Annotated in this window: 18 protein-coding genes and 1 pseudogene; 11 read left to right on the top strand and 8 right to left on the bottom strand. The window is 69.5% G+C overall.

Annotated features, from left to right (window positions below):
• Positions 1–82 precede the first annotated feature (82 nt).
• Positions 83–979, top strand: coding sequence for a dimethylargininase (ddaH, locus tag AB0269_RS08160; protein ID WP_366210709.1), 897 nt, complete (start codon positions 83–85; stop codon positions 977–979).
• Positions 976–2,190: an ornithine--oxo-acid transaminase gene (rocD, locus tag AB0269_RS08155; RefSeq protein WP_366210708.1), complete on the top strand. Its 1,215-nt coding sequence runs from the start codon at positions 976–978 to the stop codon at positions 2,188–2,190. The genes ddaH and rocD overlap by 4 nt, the downstream gene beginning before the upstream one ends.
• Positions 2,191–2,271: 81 nt before the next feature.
• Here rocD and AB0269_RS08150 read toward each other — a convergent pair whose 3' ends face one another.
• The 3 genes from AB0269_RS08150 to AB0269_RS08140 are packed head-to-tail and all read right to left on the bottom strand — an operon-like array spanning position 2,272 to position 5,983.
• A complete protein-coding gene (locus AB0269_RS08150; RefSeq protein WP_366210707.1) occupies positions 2,272–4,173 on the bottom strand; it encodes a BCCT family transporter in 1,902 nt (633 codons plus the stop codon).
• A gap of 38 nt (positions 4,174–4,211) precedes the next feature.
• On the bottom strand, positions 4,212–5,537 hold the full coding sequence (locus AB0269_RS08145) for an MFS transporter (protein WP_366211447.1): 1,326 nt from the start codon (positions 5,535–5,537) through the stop codon (positions 4,212–4,214).
• 5 nt (positions 5,538–5,542) lie between these two features.
• Positions 5,543–5,983, bottom strand: a complete 441-nt coding sequence (locus AB0269_RS08140; RefSeq protein WP_366210706.1) for a MarR family transcriptional regulator — start codon at positions 5,981–5,983, stop codon at positions 5,543–5,545.
• Between the two features lie 54 nt (positions 5,984–6,037).
• Between AB0269_RS08140 and AB0269_RS08135 the strand changes: the two genes are divergently transcribed.
• The 7 genes and pseudogenes from AB0269_RS08135 to AB0269_RS08105 all read left to right on the top strand — a co-directional run bounded on the left by AB0269_RS08135 (position 6,038) and on the right by AB0269_RS08105 (position 12,680).
• Positions 6,038–6,760 carry a copper homeostasis protein CutC gene (locus tag AB0269_RS08135; RefSeq protein WP_366210705.1) on the top strand — a complete coding sequence of 241 codons (723 nt, stop codon included), beginning with the start codon at positions 6,038–6,040 and terminating at the stop codon, positions 6,758–6,760.
• Positions 6,761–6,792: 32 nt separating this feature from the next.
• A complete protein-coding gene (locus AB0269_RS08130) occupies positions 6,793–7,647 on the top strand; it encodes an alpha/beta hydrolase (RefSeq protein ID WP_366210704.1) in 855 nt (284 codons plus the stop codon).
• A 56-nt stretch (positions 7,648–7,703) separates the two neighbouring features.
• A complete protein-coding gene (locus tag AB0269_RS08125; RefSeq protein WP_366210703.1) occupies positions 7,704–8,753 on the top strand; it encodes a biotin/lipoate A/B protein ligase family protein in 1,050 nt (349 codons plus the stop codon).
• A 53-nt stretch (positions 8,754–8,806) separates the two neighbouring features.
• Complete coding sequence (locus AB0269_RS08120; protein ID WP_366211446.1) at positions 8,807–9,733, top strand: DNA methyltransferase; 927 nt, start codon at positions 8,807–8,809, stop codon at positions 9,731–9,733.
• Positions 9,734–10,368: 635 nt separating this feature from the next.
• Positions 10,369–10,842, top strand: a pseudogene (locus AB0269_RS08115) (mannitol dehydrogenase family protein); the annotation flags it as partial.
• Between the two features lie 105 nt (positions 10,843–10,947).
• Positions 10,948–12,186: a D-mannonate dehydratase ManD gene (manD, locus tag AB0269_RS08110; RefSeq protein ID WP_366211445.1), complete on the top strand. Its 1,239-nt coding sequence runs from the start codon at positions 10,948–10,950 to the stop codon at positions 12,184–12,186.
• The gene (locus AB0269_RS08105; RefSeq protein WP_366210702.1) at positions 12,183–12,680 is read left to right on the top strand and encodes a gluconokinase; all 498 of its coding nucleotides are present in this window, start codon (positions 12,183–12,185) and stop codon (positions 12,678–12,680) included. Before manD ends, AB0269_RS08105 begins: the two co-directional genes overlap by 4 nt.
• A gap of 95 nt (positions 12,681–12,775) precedes the next feature.
• Here AB0269_RS08105 and AB0269_RS08100 read toward each other — a convergent pair whose 3' ends face one another.
• The 3 genes from AB0269_RS08100 to galE are packed head-to-tail and all read right to left on the bottom strand — an operon-like array spanning position 12,776 to position 15,738.
• Complete coding sequence (locus AB0269_RS08100) at positions 12,776–14,242, bottom strand: carboxylesterase family protein (protein WP_366210701.1); 1,467 nt, start codon at positions 14,240–14,242, stop codon at positions 12,776–12,778.
• A complete protein-coding gene (locus tag AB0269_RS08095; RefSeq protein ID WP_366210700.1) occupies positions 14,239–14,757 on the bottom strand; it encodes a GNAT family N-acetyltransferase in 519 nt (172 codons plus the stop codon). The genes AB0269_RS08100 and AB0269_RS08095 overlap by 4 nt, the downstream gene beginning before the upstream one ends.
• Positions 14,758–14,760: 3 nt before the next feature.
• Positions 14,761–15,738, bottom strand: coding sequence for a UDP-glucose 4-epimerase GalE (gene galE / locus AB0269_RS08090; RefSeq protein ID WP_366210699.1), 978 nt, complete (start codon positions 15,736–15,738; stop codon positions 14,761–14,763).
• Between the two features lie 113 nt (positions 15,739–15,851).
• Here galE and AB0269_RS08085 point away from each other — a divergent pair, with 113 nt between their 5' ends.
• Positions 15,852–16,955 carry a glycerate kinase gene (locus AB0269_RS08085; RefSeq protein ID WP_366210698.1) on the top strand — a complete coding sequence of 368 codons (1,104 nt, stop codon included), beginning with the start codon at positions 15,852–15,854 and terminating at the stop codon, positions 16,953–16,955.
• On the opposite strand, the gene pgm is transcribed toward AB0269_RS08085, so the two are convergent.
• Positions 16,952–18,616, bottom strand: coding sequence for a phosphoglucomutase (alpha-D-glucose-1,6-bisphosphate-dependent) (gene pgm / locus AB0269_RS08080; protein WP_366210697.1), 1,665 nt, complete (start codon positions 18,614–18,616; stop codon positions 16,952–16,954). The two genes, AB0269_RS08085 and pgm, sit on opposite strands and share 4 nt — an antisense overlap.
• A 101-nt stretch (positions 18,617–18,717) precedes the next feature.
• On the opposite strand from pgm, the gene pheA reads away from it, so the two are divergent.
• On the top strand, positions 18,718–19,668 hold the full coding sequence (gene pheA, locus AB0269_RS08075; protein ID WP_366210696.1) for a prephenate dehydratase: 951 nt from the start codon (positions 18,718–18,720) through the stop codon (positions 19,666–19,668).
• Between the two features lie 7 nt (positions 19,669–19,675).
• On the opposite strand, the gene AB0269_RS08070 is transcribed toward pheA, so the two are convergent.
• Positions 19,676–19,885, bottom strand: coding sequence for a methyltransferase (locus tag AB0269_RS08070; RefSeq protein ID WP_175985027.1), 210 nt, complete (start codon positions 19,883–19,885; stop codon positions 19,676–19,678).
• Positions 19,886–19,941 lie beyond the last annotated feature (56 nt).

The following is a 19,941-nucleotide window of genomic DNA, read 5'->3' as shown; positions in this document are numbered from 1 at the left end:
GAGCGCATCTTCCCCGACCGCGGGTCGAACTTCCGCCGGGCCCCTGGACAGCGTCCGCCGCGTCCCCCTTTCAAGGAGCACCATGTCGACGCCTCAGACCACGCTTTCCGCAGCTGTCACCCGCACCGCGCAGCACCGCCGCTACCTGATGTGCAAGCCGGAGCACTTCACGGTCAGCTACAAGATCAACCCGTGGATGGAGCCCGCCAAGCCCACCGACACGGCCAAGGCCGTCGAGCAGTGGCAGAAGCTGTACGACCTGTACCTCGAGCTCGGCCATGAGGTCGAGCTCATCGAACCGCTCGCGGGCTACCCCGACATGGTCTACACCGCCAACGGCGGCTTCCTCATCGATAACCGCGCGTACGTGCCGAAGTTCTACTTCGAGGAGCGTGCCGGCGAGGCGCCCGCGTTCGCCGAGTGGTTCCGCGCCAACGGCTTCGACACCGTCCTGCCCGAAGAGGTCAATGAGGGCGAGGGCGACTTCCTGCTCGCCGGCGACGTCATCCTCGCCGGAACCGGCTTCCGCTCCGCCGGCGACAGTCACCGCGAGGTCGCCGAGGTCTTCGGCCGTGAGGTCGTCACGCTCACGCTCATCGACCCGCGCTTCTACCACCTCGACACCGCGCTCACCGTGCTCGACCCGGTCATCGGTGCAGAGAACGGCGGCCCCGAGAAGGCGAACATCGCCTACCTGCCCGGAGCATTCGACGACGCGAGCCGCGCGATCCTCGAGGAGCGCTTCCCCGACGCGATCCTCGTCTCGGATGAGGACGGCGCCGTGTTCGGCCTGAACTCGGCCAGCGACGGCTACAACGTCATCATCTCGCCGCGCGCCACGGGGTTCGAGAAGCAGCTGCGCGAGCGCGGCTACAACCCCATCACGGTCGACCTGTCCGAGCTGCTGCTCGGCGGTGGCGGTATCAAGTGCTGCACGCTCGAACTGCGCGGTGCACTGAGCGAGAGCGGTGCGAAGTGAGCGCCCTTCGACAGGCTCAGGGTCCGGCGGACGTGGCCGCCGAGGCGCACGTCGCGGAGAACTACCACCCGCTGCCCGTCACCATCGAGTCCGGTGAGGGCGTGTGGGTCACGGACGTCGACGGCAAGCGCTACCTCGACCTCCTCGCCGCCTACTCGGCCGTGAACTTCGGGCACCGGCATCCCTCTCTCGTCGAGGCGACCGTACAGCAGCTCGGACGTGTCACCCTCACCAGCCGTGCGTTCATGAACGACCGGCTCGAGCCGTTCGCAGAGGCGCTCGCGCGCCTGTGCGGCAAGGAGCTCGTCCTGCCGATGAACACCGGCGCCGAGGCCGTCGAGACGGGCATCAAGGTCGCCCGTGCCTGGGGCTACCGCGTCAAGGGCATCCCCGCCGGCAAGGCGCGCATCGTCGTCGCCGCCGGCAACTTCCACGGCCGCACGACGACGATCGTCAGCTTCAGCGACGACGACACCGCGCGCGACGGGTTCGGCCCGTTCACACCCGGCTTCGACGCCGTGCCCTACGGGGATGCGGATGCCATCGCCGCCGCCATCACCGATGAGACTGCAGCGGTCCTCGTCGAGCCCATCCAGGGCGAGGCCGGCGTCATCATCCCGCCGGAGGGGTACCTGAAGCGCATCCGCGAGATCTGCGACGAGAAGAACGTGCTGTTCATCGCCGACGAGATCCAGGCGGGCCTCGGCCGCGTCGGCGAGACGTTCGCCTGCGACCGCGAGGGCGTCGTCCCGGACCTGTACCTGCTCGGCAAGGCGCTCGGCGGCGGCATCCTGCCCGTCTCCGCCGTCGTGGGGAACCGCGACGTCCTCGGCGTCATCCGCCCCGGCGAGCACGGCTCGACGTTCGGCGGCAACCCGCTCGCGGCCGCGGTCGGACTCCGTGTGGTCGAGATGCTCGAGACCGGCGAGTTCCAGGATCGCGCCCGCCAGCTCGGGGAGCACCTGCGCGCGGGGCTCGAGAAGCTCGTCGGCGACGGCGTCACCGGCATCCGCGTCGCGGGCCTGTGGGCCGGTGTCGACATCGACCCGGCACGCGGCACCGGACGCGAGATCAGCGAGAAGCTCATGGAGCGCGGCGTGCTCGTCAAGGACACGCACGGGCAGACGATCCGCATCGCGCCGCCGCTGGTGATCCGCGCGACCGAGATCGACTGGGCGCTTGAGCAGCTGCGCGTGGTCCTCGCGGGCTGACCCACTTTCAAGTAACGCAAATGACCCCATCCGGGCGCAGGATGGGGTCATTTGCGTTACTTGAGCGCCGGGAGGGCTACGCTACCTCACCGGCGGGGCCTCGTCCTCGCCGTGGGAGGGGACGTCGTGGTCGTCGTACCCGGACAGCTCATCCGATGAGACCAGCTCGTCGACGTCGAGCGTGGCAGGTCCCGCGTCCGCGCTGCGCTCCGCATCGAGGATCGCCTGCGGAATGCGGATGGGCGTCGTGGGCGAAACGGGCATGCCCAGCCGCTTCTGCAGCTGCCGCAGCCAGCGCGGCTGCGCACCGAGCACGCCTCCCGCATCGCGCGACTCGACCTCGAGGCCGTAGTAGTCGCCGATCTTGTCGATGAGCTGTGCGCGTTCTGCTCGCGCGTACGCACGACGTTCGCGCGTGAACGCGACGATCGTCGACCAGCAGATCAGCAGCATGACCACGCTGAACGGCAGGGCGATCGTGATCGCCGCGGTCTGCAGCGCCGTCAGGCCGCCGGCCAGCAGCAGCGCGATCGCGAGGGCCGCCGTGACCGCGACGAAGAAGGTGCGGATCCAGCGCTTCGGGTTCTGCTGGCCGCCCGTGGCGATCATGCCCATCACGAGCGCTCCGGAGTCCGCCGAGGTGATGAAGAAGATCGCGATCAGGAACAGCACGCCGAAGCTCGCGATCGTGCTGCCCGGCACGTGCTGGAGCATCTCGAACAGCGCGCCCTGCAGGTCGACCCCGCCTTCGCTGTTGCGGAGGATGCCCGGGTTCTCCAGCTCCATCGCCAGTGCCGACCCGCCCATGACCGCGAACCACAGGATGCCGATCAGGGTCGGCACGAGGATGACGCCTGCGACGAACTGGCGGACCGTGCGTCCCTTCGAGATACGGGCGATGAAGATGCCGACGAACGGCGCCCACGACATCCACCAGCCCCAGTAGAACGAGGTCCAGCTCGCCTGCCAGGCTTCGCCCGCCTCGCCCTGGAACGCGCTGACGTTGAACGAGAGGCCGATGAAGTTCTGGATGTAGTACCCGATCGACTGCACGAAGTCGCGCAGCAGGAACTCGCTCGGGCCGACCACCAGCAGGTACAGCACGAGGATGCCGGCCATGATCAGGTTGATGTTCGACAGCCACTTCATGCCCTTCGTGACTCCCGAGAGCACGGAGGCGAGCACGAACACCGAGATGATGAGGATGATGACGATCTGCGTCGTCTCGTCGGGATCGGCGATGCCGGCGACGTCGAGGCCGGCGCTGATCTGCAGCACGCCGAGTCCGAGCGAGGTGGCCACGCCGAACAGGGTGCCGACGAGCGCGATGACGTCGATCACGTGCCCCCAGCCGCCTTCCACGCGCTTGCCGAGCAGGGGTTCGAGCGTCCACCGGATCGAGATCGGGCGGCGGCGACGGTGGATCGCATACGCCAGGGCGAGACCGATCACGACGTAGATCGACCAGGCGTGCACGCCCCAGTGCAGGTAGGTCTGGCCGAGGGCCGCCTGCGCGAGCTGCTCCGGGGTGCCGGTGACGCCGGGGCGCGGCGTCACGAAATGGGTGAGCGGCTCTGAGACGCCGTAGAAGACGAGCCCGATGCCCATGCCGGCGGCGAACAGCAGCGAGAACCAGCTCATCAGCGAGAACTCGGGTTCGTCGTCGTCCTTGCCGAGCTTGATGTCGCCGTACTTGCTGAAGCCGAGGAACAGGCTGAACGCCACGAATACCGCGGCGATGAGCACGTAGTACCAGTTGAAGGCGTTGACGATGCTCGTCTGGATGGTCGTGAACAGACTCTCCGCGACGCCCGGGACGATGAGCGTGAACGCGACGAACAGGATGACGATGATCGCCGCCGGCCAGAACACCCAGCGCTGCACCGGAGGCAGAGACCGGTGGGGCGGTGGCGCGGCCTCCGCCGCATCCGAGGCGGTGGATGCCGAGGCATCCCGGTTCTGTGCTTCCCCCGAAGAGCTCATGGCTACACGGTACCGAGAAGCACCCCGAACCCGCAGGATCAGTCGGTGCGTTCCGTGCGGATCGGAGTGGTCGCCGCGGCGACCTCGTCGCTGAACTCCACCGGGTCCACCGGCGCGATCGTGATCGGCCGGGTCTCGTCGAGCGTCAGGCGGAATCGCGCGCCGGTCTCGCGACGGAGCCGTCCTGAGGCGATGATCCACGTCAGCCCGACGCCCGCGGCGACGAGCCCGGCGACGCCGCCGAAGAGGATCGCCGCGCGCGGACCCGCGGCATCCGTGATCCATCCGGCGATGGGAGCGCCGATCGGGGTCGAGCCCATCACGACGGCCATGTACAGGGCGAGCACGCGCCCGCGCAGCGCCGGGTCGGTCGTCGTCTGCACGTACCCGTTCGCGGTGGTCAGCATGGTGACGGTCGAGAACCCGACGAGGACGAGGACGGCGGCGTACGTCCCGTATGTCGGCATGGCCGAGGAGAGGATGGATGCCGCGCCGAAGAGCCCCGCCGCGACGATCAGCACGCGCACGCGCGCCCGATCGCGCCGGGCCGCGAGCAGTGCTCCTGCCAGCGAGCCGATCGCGAGGATCGAACTGAGGATGCCGTACCCGTCGGCCTCTCTCCCGAACTCGAGCGCCATCGTGGAGGCGTAGATGGGGAAGTTCATGCCGAACGCGCCGATGAGGAACACCATGACGAACACGACCTTGAGGTCGCTGCGCGCCCAGACGTACCGGAAGCCCTCGGCCAGACCGCCGCGGCCGCTGTTCTTCGCCCGGGGGATGAGCTCGCCGCGGCGGATCAGCATCAGCGCCACGAGCATCGCCAGGAACGTGGCCGCGTTGACGACGAACACCCACCCGGTGCCGACGGCGACGATGAGCAGGCCGCCGACGGCCGGTCCGATCAGGCGCGCCATGTTGAAGGAGGCCGAGTTCAGGGCGACGGCGTTCGAGGCGTCCTCGAGCGTCACCATGTCGGACACGAACGCCTGACGCGCCGGGGCGTCGAACGCGTTCGTGATGCCGAAGGCGAGGGCGAAGCAGAACATCAGCGGCAGCGTCATGACGCCGGTCAGCAGCAGGGCGGCGACGCCGAGCGCGAGGAGCATGAGCACGGACTGGGTCAGCAGCAGGATGCGCCGGCGGTCGAACCGGTCGGCGACCCAGCCGGTGAGGCTGACGAGCACGAGCGGCGGACCGAACTGCAGCGCCATGGTCACGCCCATCGCGGTGGCGTCGTTGTCGGTGAGCTCAGTGAGCACGACCCAGTCCTGGGCCGTCGCCTGCATCCATCCGCCGATGTTGGAGACGAGGGCGCCGAGGAACCAGATGCGGTAGTTGACGTTCGTGAACGAGCGGAACATGGCGCTCATCGTTCGACCACCTTCCGCATCAAGGCCGAGGCTTCGCGCAGCGTGTGCAGCTCCTTCGCCGTGAAGTCGAGCTCGGCCAGGGCGTCGGCGAGGGCGGCGTCGCGCTTGCGGACGGTCGCGGTGACGATCTCGATGCCGGCATCCGTGATCTCGATGTAGACCCGGCGGCGATCCTCCTCGGAGGGCATACGGATGACGAGGCCCGCCTCGGCGAGGGCGTCGACGCTGCTGGACATGCTCGGAGCGCTCACCCGCTCGCGCTGGGCGAGCTCGCCGATGGCCATGCGGCCGTGTGCTTTCAGATTGGCGAGGACGGCGAAGTGCGCGTCGCTGATGTCGTCGCGGGCGCGCTCGCGGCGCAGCCGTCGTGCGAGCCGGAACGTGGCGAGGCGCAGATCGGTGGCGGTGTCGTGGAGGAGGTCATCATCGTGGGTCATTACTTAGGTAGTCTAACTAAGTTTTCTGGGGAACGGGAGTGCAGAATGGATGCCGTGACGATCGCCCTCGAAATCGCCGTCCAGGATGCCGCCGGAGTCCGCATCGCCCGAGAGGTCGGCGCGGCACGCGTCGAACTGACCCAGGCGCTCGCCCTCGGCGGGCTCACGCCGTCGATCGGTCTGCTCGAGCTGGCGCTGGATGCGGCGGGGGAGGGCGGACCCGAGATCCACGTCCTCATCCGCCCGCGCGCGGGCGGGTTCCACTACGACGCCGACGAGATCGCGATGTCGGTGCGCGACGTCGAACAGGCCGTCGCGGCCGGAGCGGCCGGCGTCGTCGTCGGGGCGCTCGACCCGGTGGGCGGGCTCGACACGGATGCGCTCGCACGGCTGCGGGATGCCGCCGGCTCCGCATCGGTCACGCTGCATCGGGCGATCGACGTCACCGCGGACCCGGTCACGACGCTCGAGCAGGCGATCGATCTGGGTCTGCGCCGCGTGCTCAGCTCCGGCGGAGCATCCACGGCGCAGGGCGGCATCGACATCCTGCGCGCGATGGTGGGTGCGGCTTCCGGGCGCATCGAGGTGATGGCAGGCAGCGGGGTGAACGCGGCATCCGCCCCGGCGCTCGCCGCCGTCGGCGTCGATGCGCTGCACTTCTCGGCCAAGCGCACGATCGCCGCTCCCGCGGACGGATCGGTCGCGGCGAGCATGGGCGGGCACGACGTCACCGACCGCGACGCCGCATTCGCCGTGCGGAAAGCCCTCGGCCTCTGACGCGCGAGGCTCCGCGACCCTAGACTCGACGCATGCCCCAGACCTCGGAGTTCACCGACGCGCACGGCGTCGCGATCGTCTACGACGTTCACGCGGCCGAGGGCGCGCCCCGAGGCGTCGTGCAGCTGCTGCACGGCGTCGGCGAGCACGCGGGACGGTACGGCAAGCTCATCGCCGCCCTCACCGCGGCCGGATTCATCGTCTACGCCGACGATCACCGCGGGCACGGGCGCACCGGCATCCGCCAGCACGGCGGACCTGCGAAGCTCGGGCACCTCGGCAAGGGCGGTCTGCGTGCGGCGAAGGATGCCGTCTGGCAGCTGACCGGGATCATCAAGGACGAGCACCCGGATCTTCCCCTCGTGCTGCTCGGACACTCGTGGGGGTCGTTTCTCGCGCAGATGCTCGTGAACGAGCATCCGGAAGCCTGGGATGCCGTCGTGCTCTCCGGCTCGGCGCTGCGCACGATCCGCGACCTGAACGCGGCACCACTGAACGCCAAGTGGGAGGACAAGGACGCCACCGGCTACGAATGGCTCAGCCGCGACAAGGCCGTCTGGCAGGAGTTCGACGACGACCCGCTGACGACCAACGTGCCGCTGCTGAAGCTGTTCGGGCCGATCGAGGCGTTCAAGCTCTACGGACGGCCGGCGAAGGACCTCGGCCGCGACATCCCGATGCTGCTCATGGTGGGGCGCGACGATCCGGTCGGCGGTCCGCACAGCGTGCACAAGCTCGCGGACGAGTACCGCTCGCGCTCGGGTCTGACCGACGTCACGACGCTCGTGTATCCGGATGCCCGTCACGAGATCTTCAACGAACTGCAGCAGCAGGAGGTCCGCGCCGACCTGCTCGCCTGGCTCGACAAGCACATCCCGAGCCGCTGACGCCGCGGGCTCTCCGGCCCGGAGACGGTCGAGGGGTCCGGCGTTAAGCTGGTCTCGTGCATGGTGAGTACAAGGTCCCCGGTGGAAAGCTCGTGGTCGTCGACGTCGAGGTCGCTGACGGCAGGCTGACGGACTTCCGGCTCGCCGGCGACTTCTTCCTCGAGCCGGACTCGGCTCTCGACGACATCAATGCGGCGGTCAACGGTCTGCCGGCGGAGTCCGACGCCACGGTCATCGCCGACGCCGTGCGGGCGGCCCTGCCCGCCGGTGCTCAGCTGCTCGGCTTCAATCCGGAGTCCGTGGGGACCGCCGTGCGCCGCGCGCTCGTGACGGCTCCGGGTTGGCGCGACTTCGACTGGGAGATCGTGCACGAGAAGGCCGTCTCGCCGCGGATGAATCTCGCGCTCGACGAGGTGCTCACCTCACGGGTCGGCGAGGGGCGACGGCGTCCGACGCTGCGCATCTGGGAGTGGGACGAATCCGCCGTCGTCATCGGCTCGTTCCAGTCCTACCGCAACGAGGTCGACCCCGAGGGGGCGGCGAAGCACGGCTTCGACGTCGTCCGCCGCATCTCCGGCGGAGGGGCGATGATGATGGCTGCGGGTCAGATCATCACGTACTCGCTGTATGTGCCGGCATCCCTCGTGCAGGGTCTGACGTTCGCGGACTCGTACGCGTTCCTCGACGACTGGGTGCTGCAGGCGCTGCGCTCGCTCGGAATCGATGCGACCTACCAGCCGCTCAACGACATCGCGAGCCCCACGGGCAAGATCGGCGGCGCCGCGCAGAAGCGCCTCGCCAACGGTGGCGTGCTGCACCACGCGACGATCTCGTACGACATCGACGGCCAGGTCATGACCGAGGTGCTGCGCATCGGGCGCGAGAAGCTCAGCGACAAGGGCACGACCTCTGCCGCCAAGCGCGTCGACCCGCTGCGCACGCAGACTGGACTCAGCCGCGCCGAGATCATCGATCGCTTCACGGACACCTTCCGTTCGCTGACGAATGCCGAGGACGGCGCGATCACGGCCGACGAGTACGCGGATGCCGAGGCGCTCGTCGCGTCGAAGTTCTCGACCGAGGCGTGGCTGCACCGTGTGCCGTGAGTGAGTCCGCGTCCGCCGACCCTTCGACCCCTGAGCCCGTCGAAGGGCCACGGATCGGCGCCGTCCGGGTCATCCAGGGCGACAACCTCGACGTCGCGCGCACGCTGCCATCGGCATCCTTCACCATGATCTACCTCGATCCGCCGTTCAACACCGGCAGGGCCCAGGCTCGGCAGGTGATCACCGCCCGTCGGATGTTCACAACTCCTCAAGAATCGGCGCAGCCGGGTGGTTCTTCGGCCGAACCCGCCGATTCGGAGGTGGATCTGAGGAGTTATCAACCGGAGCAGCCGCTGAAGGAGGTTCGGCACGGATTCCACGGTCACGAGTACGAGCGGGTGCGCGGGATGCTGCGCTCCTACGACGACCGCTTCGACGATTACGGCGCGTTCCTCATGCCGCGGCTCGAAGAGGCCTGGCGCCTGCTCGCCGACGACGGCACGCTCTATCTGCACCTCGACTACCGCGAGGCGCACTACGCCAAGGTCATGCTGGATGCGGTGTTCGGGCGCGAGGCCTTCCTCAATGAGCTGATCTGGGCATACGACTACGGTGCGAAGTCGCGGCGGCGCTGGCCGACCAAGCACGACACGATCCTCGTCTACGTGAAGACGCCGGGCGGGCACGTCTTCAACTCGGACGACGTGGACCGCGAGCCGTACATGGCTCCGGGGCTGGTCACCCCCGAGAAGGCCGCGCGCGGCAAGCTCCCCACGGACGTCTGGTGGCACACGATCGTCCCGACCACGGGCCGGGAGAAGACCGGCTACCCGACGCAGAAGCCGGAGGGGATCCTGCGGCGCATCGTTCAGGCTTCCAGCCGTCCCGGCGACCGCGTGCTCGACCTGTTCGCCGGGTCGGGCACGACGGGGGCCGTGGCATCGGCGTTCGGCCGCGACGCCGTGCTCGTCGACGACAACCCCGAGGCCATCCGCGTGATGCGCGAGCGGATGCCACACGCCGAGGTCGCGGCCCCCTGACGGCCCCCGCATCCACCCGGTGAAAGAAGAAGTTCCGGCCTCCGAGACGAATCGGAGGCCGGAAACTCTTCTTTCAGCGCTGCTCAGCCCTCGGCGGGATCCGTTTCCCCGACGACCTGGACGCTGAAGTCGTCGAAGTCGATGGAGGCGTCGGCGTAGCCGTCGATCCCGAATCGATGGCCTATGAGCTTCTCTCAGATTCGCCTTCCCGCTGGCCTCGGTCGTGAGCCGCAGGAACGTGTTCCCCTCCTCTTCGGCGACGAGCGCGGTGGCGCCGTTCGTGAGGTCCTCGACGGCGATTCCGTACGGCAGCTTGCCGGCCTCGTCGAACTCGAACGAGCGATGGGCGTTGTACGTCACGCCGTCGCCCTCCAGGCTCAGCGATCCGTCGAGTGCCGTCTGTGCTGCGGTGATCCGGGCCAGAACGTCGTCGGCGTCCTCCTGACTCAGCTCCGGGTCGGATGCAGCGGCATCTGCGGCATCGAGCGCATCGCTGAGGTTCTACTACGCCTCCCCGGAGTAGGTTCCGGTCGCGGTTCCGATCGGGTGCGAGAGGTGATCCATCGTCGCCCGCTTCGCATCGACCGCATCGCGCACCTGCTGCGCGGGAGCGATCTCAGAGCGCGGGGAAGGCCGGCGCGCGCTTCGTCGACGACATCGACCCGTTCGAGCGTCGCAAGCTGTGGATGCTGAACGGATCGCACTCGTTCCTCGCCTACGCGGGTGCCGCCCGTGGACACGAGACGGTCGCGCAGGCGATCGGCGACCCGCAGATCCGCGCCTGGGTGGGCGAGCTGTGGGACGAGTCCGCACGGCACCTCACCGCGCCCGACCTGAACCTGGACGACTACCGGGCGGCGCTGCTGGACCGCTTCGACAACGCCCGCATCCAGCACCTGCTCGCCCAGATCGGCAAGGACGGCACGACCAAGCTGCGCATGCGCATCGTGGAGGTGCTGCTGGCGGAGCGCGAGGCCGGCCGGGATGCCGCCGCGAGCATCCGCGTGCTCGGAGCGTGGGTCGCGCAGGCCCGTTCGGGCGCACTGCCTGAGGACACCAACGGGGTCGCAGTCGCACAGGCCGCGGCTCAGGGCGATCGCGCCGTCGAGGCCCTGCTGACGCTGATCGATGAGCGTGTCACCGAATCGGATATCGTCAAGGCTGTCACCGAGCCGCCGACGACGTCACTCAGAACTGACACCACGGGAGGAATCATGATCATCGACAAGGCTGAAGTCATCGTCACCAGCCCCGATCGCAACTTCGTCACGCTGAAGCTGACCACGGCCGAGGGGCTCACCGGACTGGGAGACGCGACGTTGAACGGCCGCGAGCTGTCGGTCGTCGCGTACCTGCAGGAGCACGTCGTGCCGCTGCTGATCGGCTCGGACGCCTCGAAGGTCGAGGACACCTGGCAGTTCCTGTACCGCTCGGCGTACTGGCGCCGCGGACCCGTGACGATGGCTGCTATCGCCGCCGTCGACATGGCGCTGTGGGACATCAAGGCGAAGGCCGCAGGCATGCCGCTGTACCAGTTGCTCGGCGGTGCATCCCGTGAGGGCCTGCTCGCGTACGGCCACGCATCCGGCAAGGAGCTTCCCGAGCTGTTCGACAGCATCCGGTCGCACCAGGAGCAGGGATACCGCGCGATCCGCGTGCAGACCGGTGTGCCCGGACTCAAGGCGATCTACGGCATCGCGTCGCAGGCGGCCGACACCGGCGGCGGCGAGGCCCGCTACGACCACGAGCCGGCCCGCCGCGGCGCCAAGCCGGTGCAGGAGGACTGGGACACCCGCGCCTACCTGCGTCACCTTCCCGGCGTCTTCGAGGCCGTGCGCAACGAGTTCGGCCCCGAGATGCCGCTGCTGCATGACGGCCACCACCGCATGACTCCGCTGCAGGCGGCGAAGCTCGGAAAGTCGCTCGAGCCCTATGACCTGTTCTGGCTCGAGGACTGCACCCCGGCCGAGAACCAGGAGGCTCTGAAGCTCGTCCGCCAGCACACCACCACACCGCTCGCGATCGGCGAGATCTTCAACACGATCTGGGACTTCAAGGACCTCATCCGCGATCAGCTCATCGACTACGTCCGCGGAGCGGTCACCCACATGGGCGGCATCACCCCGCTGAAGAAGACCGTCGACTACGCCGCGATGTACCAGATCAAGTCCGGCTTCCACGGCCCGACCGACATCTCGCCGGTCGGCATGGCCGCGCAGATGCACCTGGGGCTGGCGATCCACAACTTCGGCATCCAGGAGTACATGCAGCACGGTCAGAAGACCGACCAGGTGTTCGAGCAGTCATTCACCTGGCAGAACGGCCTGTTGCACCCGGGCGACAACCCGGGCCTGGGCGTCGAGCTGAACCTGGACGAGGCGGGCATGTACCCGTACGAGCAGGCGTACCTGCCCTACAACCGCCTCGCCGACGGAACGGTCCACGACTGGTGAGCACGCCTCTGGTGTGCGTGATGGGGGTGTCGGCGGCGGGCAAGTCCACCGTCGGCACCGCCCTCGCCGAGACCCTGGGCCTGCCGTTCGCGGATGCCGACGGGCTGCACCCCGCCGCCAACACGGCGAAGATGAACGCCGGCACCCCGCTGACCGACGACGACCGGTGGCCGTGGCTCGATGCCGTCGGCGCCGCCTTCGCGTCGGCATCCGGCACAGGGCTGGTCATGGCGTGCAGCGCGCTGCGCCGCGTGTACCGCGACCGGATCCGTGCGGTCGCCCCCGACGTGGTCTTCGTGCACCTGACCGGATCCCGCGAATTGCTCGCCTCGCGGGCCGCCGCGCGGACCGACCACTTCATGCCGGCGTCGCTGCTGGACTCGCAGCTCGCGACGCTCGAGGATCTGGAGCCCGACGAGGCCGGATTCGACGTGATCGTCGACCGCGCCCCCGACCTCCTCGTCGCGGAGGCCGTGGAGCGCCTGCGCGACTGAGGTTTCGCCGCCGGGAGAAGGGTTTCGGGGCTGGTGAGCGTTCGGAAGGCCCGAAAAGCTTCTCGCGTCGTCGGGCGGCGTCGGTCCGAGTGCGCTCAGACGAGCGCGAGGACGCTGTCGTAGGCATCGTCGGCGACAGTCGCGCCCGTCCCGCCGAACACGCGCGCGACACCGGGGGCGGTCGACCATGCCGGCCAGCCCGGGTCGCCCCCCGCGATGAACGCGACGGCGGCGGCGTGCATCTCATCGGCCAGTTTCTGCGGCGGGTCCTCCCCGGCGAGGTTCGCGACCTTCTCGCGGTCGAGTCCGTCGAACCAGAACGGCACGTCGAGGCAGTGGCACGCCCAGCCCTTCACCGGCGACACCCAGGAGAACCGGTACGCCCAGGTACCGGCATCTGCATGGGCTCGCGCCTCCGCGACGCGCGGGACGAGCACGCGGAACACGTGGTCGCTGATGAAGCGCCCCACCATCGCGACGCCGCCTCTCTTGCGCTGCGGCCGATTGGCGGCGAGATACGCGCGGCGGGTGCGCCACGGGCGCAGGAACGGCAGGAGCAGGATGCCGGACGGCAGCCACTTCACACGCCCGCCCTCGCGCTCGGCGACCATCGTGAACTCGTCGTCGACCGACCCCAGCATCAGCGGCTTGTCGCGTCCGACGCCCGCGGTGAGCGCGTCCACGGTGGGCTGCCGGATCAGTTCGCCGTCGATCATCGGGCCCCACGGCAGGCCGTCGCCGAGCAGGTCGAACACCATGCCGATGCCCTTCCGCGGCGTCGCGGCCTGCGGCTGCAGCTGGCGGATGCGGCGCTCGGTGAGGGTGCGGAAGCCCTCGAGATCCGCCTGCACTCCGCCGATCTCGGCCATCCGGTCCGCCCTGGCCTTCGCGGTGGCGAGAGGAACATCGGCGAGAGCGCCCGAGAACGACATCGCCCGGTGGAACAGGTGCTGCGCCTGCGGCATCCCGAGCAGCGTCAGCACTGCGCCACCGCCGGCCGACTGGCCGCCGATCGTGACCCGGGACGGATCGCCCCCGAACGCGGCGATGTTCTGCTGCACCCACTCGAGGGCGGCGATCCAGTCGAGCACGCCACGGTTCGCCGCGGCTCCTTCGATGTGCCCGAAGCCGTCGAAGCCGATGCGGTACGAGATCGTCACGGTCACGACGTCGTCGCGGTTGAACCGGGCGCCGTCGTACCAGGGGCTCGCCGGCGAACCCTCGGTGTAGCCGCCGCCGTGGATCCAGACGAGCACGGGGAGGGCGCCGTCGAGGGCAGGCGTGAAGACGTTGACGTTCAGGGTGCTCTTGCCCGGGATCGCGGGTTCCGGGATGAGGTTGTCGACACCGGTGATGCGCAGCGGCGTGGCGCCGTAGGCGGTGGCATCCAGCGGCTCGGTCCACGGATCGGGAGGGACGGGAGCTGCGAATCGGAGCTTGCCGACCGGCGGCTTCGCGAACGGGATGCCGAGGAACGCGGCCGATGCGTCCGGCGTTCCGTGGTCGCGCCAGAAGCCGCGCACCGGGCCGGAAGCCGTGTCGACGATGGGGGCCTTGCTCACACCGCCCTCCCCAGCACCTTCACATGCCGCCGTTCGTGCAGCACGAGCCCGGGGCGCTCGTCGACCTTGACGCCGCCGTCGGCATCCCAGCCGTGCCGCTCGTAGAAGCCGCTCGCGCGTTCGTTGCCGTCCAGCACCCACAGGTAGGCGACGGTGTGCCCGGCATCCGCCAGGTCGCGCTCGACCGCGGTGATCAGCGCGTGTCCGACCCCGGACGACCAGGTGTCAGGGTGCGCGTAGATGCCCCACAGCTCGCCGGTGCCCACGGCATCCGCATCGCGCGCGTCGCCGAAGCTCGCCCACCCGATGATGCGCCCCTCGTGCTCGGCGACGAGCGTCCGCGAGGCGCGCGACGCGTCGCCGAGGATGCCGCGCCAGCCCTCCGCGCGCTGCTCGACCGACAGTGCGTCCAGTACGTCCTGCGGCATGAGACCGCGGTACGCGCCCTGCCAGGAGCGCACGTGCACCTCGCCGATGCCGTCGGCATCGGCGGGAACAGCTGCGCGCACGAGCATCGCTCAGCCCGCGTTGCGGCGGGCCTCCCAGCCGGTCTGCACCATCTCGTCGACCGTGTAGCGCATCTGCCAGTCCAGGTCGCGGGCGGCGAGCTCGCCGGTGGCGACGATGCGGTCCGGGTCGCCGGGGCGGCGAGGACCGATCTCGGGCACGAAGTCGATGCCGGTGACGCGCACCATGGCGTCCATGATCTGCTTCACCGACAGGCCGTCGCCCGAACCGAGGTTGTACGCGGGCTCGATCGGCTCGCCGGATGCCAGGCGCTTCGCGGCCTCGACGTGCGCTGCGGCGATGTCGCCGACGTGCACGTAGTCGCGCACGTTCGTGCCGTCGGGGGTGTCGTAGTCGTCGCCGAAGATCGCCGGGGTCTCGCCGGCCAGCAGCTTCTCGAACACGATGGGGAAGAGGTTGTGCGGGCTGACGTCGTAGACGGTCGGGTCCGCGGACCCCACGACGTTGAAGTAGCGCAGCGAGGTGTGCCGCAGGGGTGCGGCGCTCCCGGCCGTCGCGACGCCCTGGTCGCGCAGCATCCACTCGCCGATGAGCTTCGACTCGCCGTACGGGCTCGCCGGCCGCTTCGCGGTGTCCTCGACGACGAGGTCGACATCGGGCGTGCCGAACACGGCAGCGGACGACGAGAAGACGATGTTGCGGACGCCGGCGGCCTCCATCGCCTCGAGGATCACGCGCGTGCCCTCGACGTTCTGCGCGTAGGTGTGCAGCGGGCGCTGGACCGAGACGCCGGCGTACTTGAAGCCGGCGACGTGGATGACGCCTTCGGCCGCGTGATCGCGCAGCGTCTTCTCGACGAGGTCGCGATCGAGGATGCTTCCTTCGACGAGCGCCACGTCCCCGGGCACGAACGACGGGACGCCGCTGGACAGGTCGTCCAGGACGACCGGGGTGAGCCCGGCTGCTGCGAGTGCGCGCACGACGTGCGCTCCGATGTAGCCGGCGCCGCCGGTGACGATCCAGGACATGTGCTCTCCTCGTGCTCGATTCGCAGTGTCTCCATCCTCGCACTCTGCGAACCGCGCGACGTGCGAGCCCGCACCGTGAAGGGTGCGCTCCGCGCGCTCGCTAGGCTCCGAGGATGACGACTGTTGTGATGGCTCCCGACAGCTTCAAGGGGACGATCTCGGCCGCGGAGGCGGCCAGGGCACTCGCTGACGGCTGGCGCCGTGTCGATCCAGCTGCGGTGATCCTGTCGCGCCCGATGGCGGATGGCGGCGAGGGGACCGTCGATGCGTTCGCCACGGCTGTTCCGGGTGCCCAGCGGATGCCGATCGCCGTCGACGGGCCGGCCGGGACGCCGACCGATACATCCTGGCTGCTGCTGCCGCCGACGCCGGACTATCCCGCCGGCACCGCCGTGATCGACATCGGTTCGACGTCGGGCATCGAGTTGCTCGACGAGCTGCGTCCCTGGGATGCCGACACCTCTGGCTTCGGACAGGCGATCGTGGCGGCCCTCGACCACAGCGTCTCCCGTCTGGTGCTCGGCATCGGGTCGAGCGCATCGACCGACGGCGGCGTGGGTCTGCTCAGTGTGCTCGGCGTTCGATTCCTCGACGAGTCCGGGGCACCCGTAGCGCCCGGCGCGCGCGGTCTCCTCGACGTCGCGGCCGTCGACCTGACAGGGCTGCGTCCGATCCCCGACGCCGTCGTGCTCACTGACGTCACCAACCCGCTGACCGGCGATCGCGGCGCCGCGGCCGTGTTCGGTCCGCAGAAGGGCTTCGCGGCGGATGCCGACATCCGACGGGTGGATCGCTCGCTCGCCCGCCTGGCAGGTCTGATCGGCGTCGACCCGAGCCTGCCCGGAGCCGGCGCCGCCGGTGGTGCCGGTGCCGCCCTGATGAGATGCGGCGCGCGGATCGAGTCCGGTGCAGCTGAAGTCTCCCGTCTGATCGGACTGGCGGATTCCGTCACCGGTGCCGACGTCGTCATCACGGGCGAGGGCTCCTATGACGGGCAGTCCGGAGACGGCAAGGTCCCCTCGTACGTCGCCGGGATCGCCGCAGCCGCAGGAGTGCGCGCCGCGGTCGTGGCCGGTCGCATCACACCCGAGGCGGACACCGGCCTGTTCGCGGCAGCCGTCTCGCTCACCGATCTCGCCGGCTCCGCTGAGGCGTCCCTCGGCGAACCCGCCCGGTGGCTGAGAGCCGCCGGTGCGGACCTCGCTCGGCGGCTCTAGCCGCCCAGCGCCTCAGCAACGACCGCCCTGGCCTCCTCCTGGACCTCGGCGAGGTGCTCGGGACCCTTGAGGCTCTCGGCGTAGAGCTTGTAGACGTCCTCCGTGCCGGACGGGCGCGCCGCGAACCACGCGTGCTCGGTCTGCACCTTCAGGCCGCCGATCGCAGCGCTGTTGCCCGGCGCGTGCGACAGCTTCGCGCTGATCGCCTCGCCGGCGAGCGTCGTCGCCGTGACGGACTCGGGTGCGAGCTTTCCGAGGGTGGCCTTCTGCTCGGGCGTCGCCGGGGCGTCGACCCGCTGGTAGGCGGATGCGCCGAACGCCTGCTCGAGCTCGGCGTAGCGCTCCGACGGGGTCTTTCCCGTGACGGCGATGATCTCGGCCGCGAGCAGGCACAGCAGGATGCCATCCTTGTCGGTCGACCACACGGATCCGTCGCGGCGCAGGAACGATGCGCCGGCGGACTCCTCGCCGCCGAACGCGACAGAGCCGTCGAGGAGGCCGGGCACGAACCACTTGAAGCCGACCGGGACCTCGAGCAGACGGCGGCCGAGTGACTCGGCGACGCGGTCGATGATCATGGACGACACGAGGGTCTTGCCGACCGCGGCATCCCGCGGCCAGTCCGCGCGGTGCGAGAACAGGTAGTCGATCGCGACGGCGAGGTAGTGATTGGGGTTCATGAGCCCGGCATCCGGCGTCACGATGCCGTGTCGGTCGGCGTCGGCGTCGTTGCCGGTGAGGACGTCGAAGTCGCCCTTCTTCGCGACGAGGGATGCCATGGCGTTCGGCGAGGACGGATCCATCCGGATCTTCTCGTCCCAGTCCAGGGTCATGAAGCGCCACGTGGGGTCGACCTCGGGGTTGACGACGGTCAGATCGATGCCGTGCATCTCCTTGATGAGCGCCCAGTAGTCGACCGAGGCTCCGCCGAGCGGGTCGGCGCCGATCCGGACACCGGCCTTCTTGATCGCCTCGACATCGATGATCGACGGCAGATCACGGACGTACGCGTCGCGGAAGTCGTAGCTCGGCAGGGCGTCCCAGTCGATGTCGGCGAAGCTCTGCGCCTTCACGCCTTCGAGGCCGCCCTCGATCAGTTCGTTCGCGCGGTTCGCGATCCAGCTCGTCGCGTCGGTGTCGGCGGGGCCGCCGTGCGGAGGGTTGTACTTGAAGCCGCCGTCGCGCGGCGGGTTGTGCGACGGGGTGACGACGATGCCGTCTGCCCGGCCCGCGGCATCCGCGTCTCCCGCTCCCTGAGCCTGTCGAAGGGCGCGGTTGTACGTGAGGATCGCGTGGCTGAGGGCCGGGGTCGGCACCCACGAGTCGCGGGCGTCGACGCGGATGTCGACGCCGTTCGCGACGAGCACCTCGATCGCGCTGCGTTCGGCTGGGAGCGAGAGCGCGTGGGTGTCGCGGCCGAGGAACAGGGGACCTGCGATGCCCTGCTCGCGTCGGTAGTCGACGATCGCCTGGGTCGTGGCGAGGATGTGGTTCTCGTTGAAGCTGCCGGACAGCGACGAACCCCGGTGGCCGCTCGTGCCGAACACGACGCGCTGCGCGGGGTCTGACGGATCCGGATGCCGGTCGTAGTACGCGGCGATCAGGGCGTCGACATCGATGAGGTCACTTTCCTCCGCGGGGAGGCCGGCACGACTGGTCATGGGAACAGTCTGCCCCGATCATCGCGTGCGCGCACGCCGAATTCATCGCGTGCGCGCACGCCGAATGCCGTCTCGCGCCGGGGAGGGCGGGCAGGGCTAAGGTGAAACGCGTGACTGAACGGCGCACCTACAGCTACCTGGGCCCTGCGGGCACCTTCACCGAAGCGGCACTGGACCAGGTCGCCGAGGCCCGAGGGCAGGAGTGGCGGGCCGTGCACAACGTCGGCGAGGCGCTTGCGGACGTGCTCGAGGGGCGCAGCCACGCCGCGATGATCGCGATCGAGAACTCGATCGAGGGCGGCGTCTCGACCACGCAGGATGCTCTGGCGACGCTGCCGGGCCTGCGGATCGTGGGCGAGTACCTGGTGAAGGTGAACTTCGTGCTCGTCGCGCCGCGCGGCACGACGCTCAACGACGTCACGGTGATCGCCGCGCATCCGGTCGCGTATGCGCAGTGCCACAGCTGGCTCGGCGAACACCTGCCGAACCACGCCCACGTGCCTGCGGCGAGCAACGTGGCATCCGCGATCGGCGTCCTCGACGGGTCGTCGCCCGCGCAGGCCGCGATCGCTCCGCCCGGAATCGTGCAGCACTACGACGTGGACGTGCTCGCCTCCGAGATCGGCGACAGCACCTCGGCCGTCACGCGGTTCGTGCTCGTGACGCGGACCACGACGCCGCCGGATCCCACCGGCGCGGACAAGACCTCCCTCATCGTCGAGCTGCCCGACGACCACCCCGGCGCGCTGCTCGACATGCTCGAGCAGTTCTCGACCCGCGGCATCAACCTGTCGCTCATCGAGTCGCGTCCGATCGGCGACGCGCTCGGGCGCTACCGGTTCGTCCTCGACGCGGACGGCCACGTCGCGGACGAGCGGATGGCGGATGCGCTGCTCGGCATCCGCCGGTTCAGCCCGCGCGTGGTGTTCCTGGGGTCGTACCCGCGGGCCGACCGGAAGATCGTTCAGTATCCGGACCGCTACGCCGACGAGGTCTTCGTCGAGGCGCGCGACTGGCTGCGCGGGCTCATCACCGGCGAGCCCGAGGTCTGACCGTCCGTCAGTGCTCTTGGTACCGGGGCCAGGAGCTGCCCGGCGACATGTGCGAGTACAGGGCGCCCTTGGCGACTTCGAGACTCGGATAGCGCCCGGTCTCGGCATCCGCTGCGGCCATCACGACGATGTAGTCGTCGTCCTCGTGGCGGATGCTGCCGACGACCCCGTTCGATCCGTATGCGACCCAGAGTCCGCGCGTCTGCGTTGCACTCATGACCGCCCCCTTCCGACTCGATACTGCTGACCGTACTCCCGCACGGGCGTTTCGGC

Origin of the sequence: Microbacterium sp. NPDC077644 (assembly GCF_040702785.1) — a bacterium.
In the GTDB taxonomy this organism is placed as follows: domain Bacteria; phylum Actinomycetota; class Actinomycetes; order Actinomycetales; family Microbacteriaceae; genus Microbacterium.
Note: the sequence above shows the minus strand (reverse complement) of the source record. Positions and strands in the feature narration are given on the sequence as shown.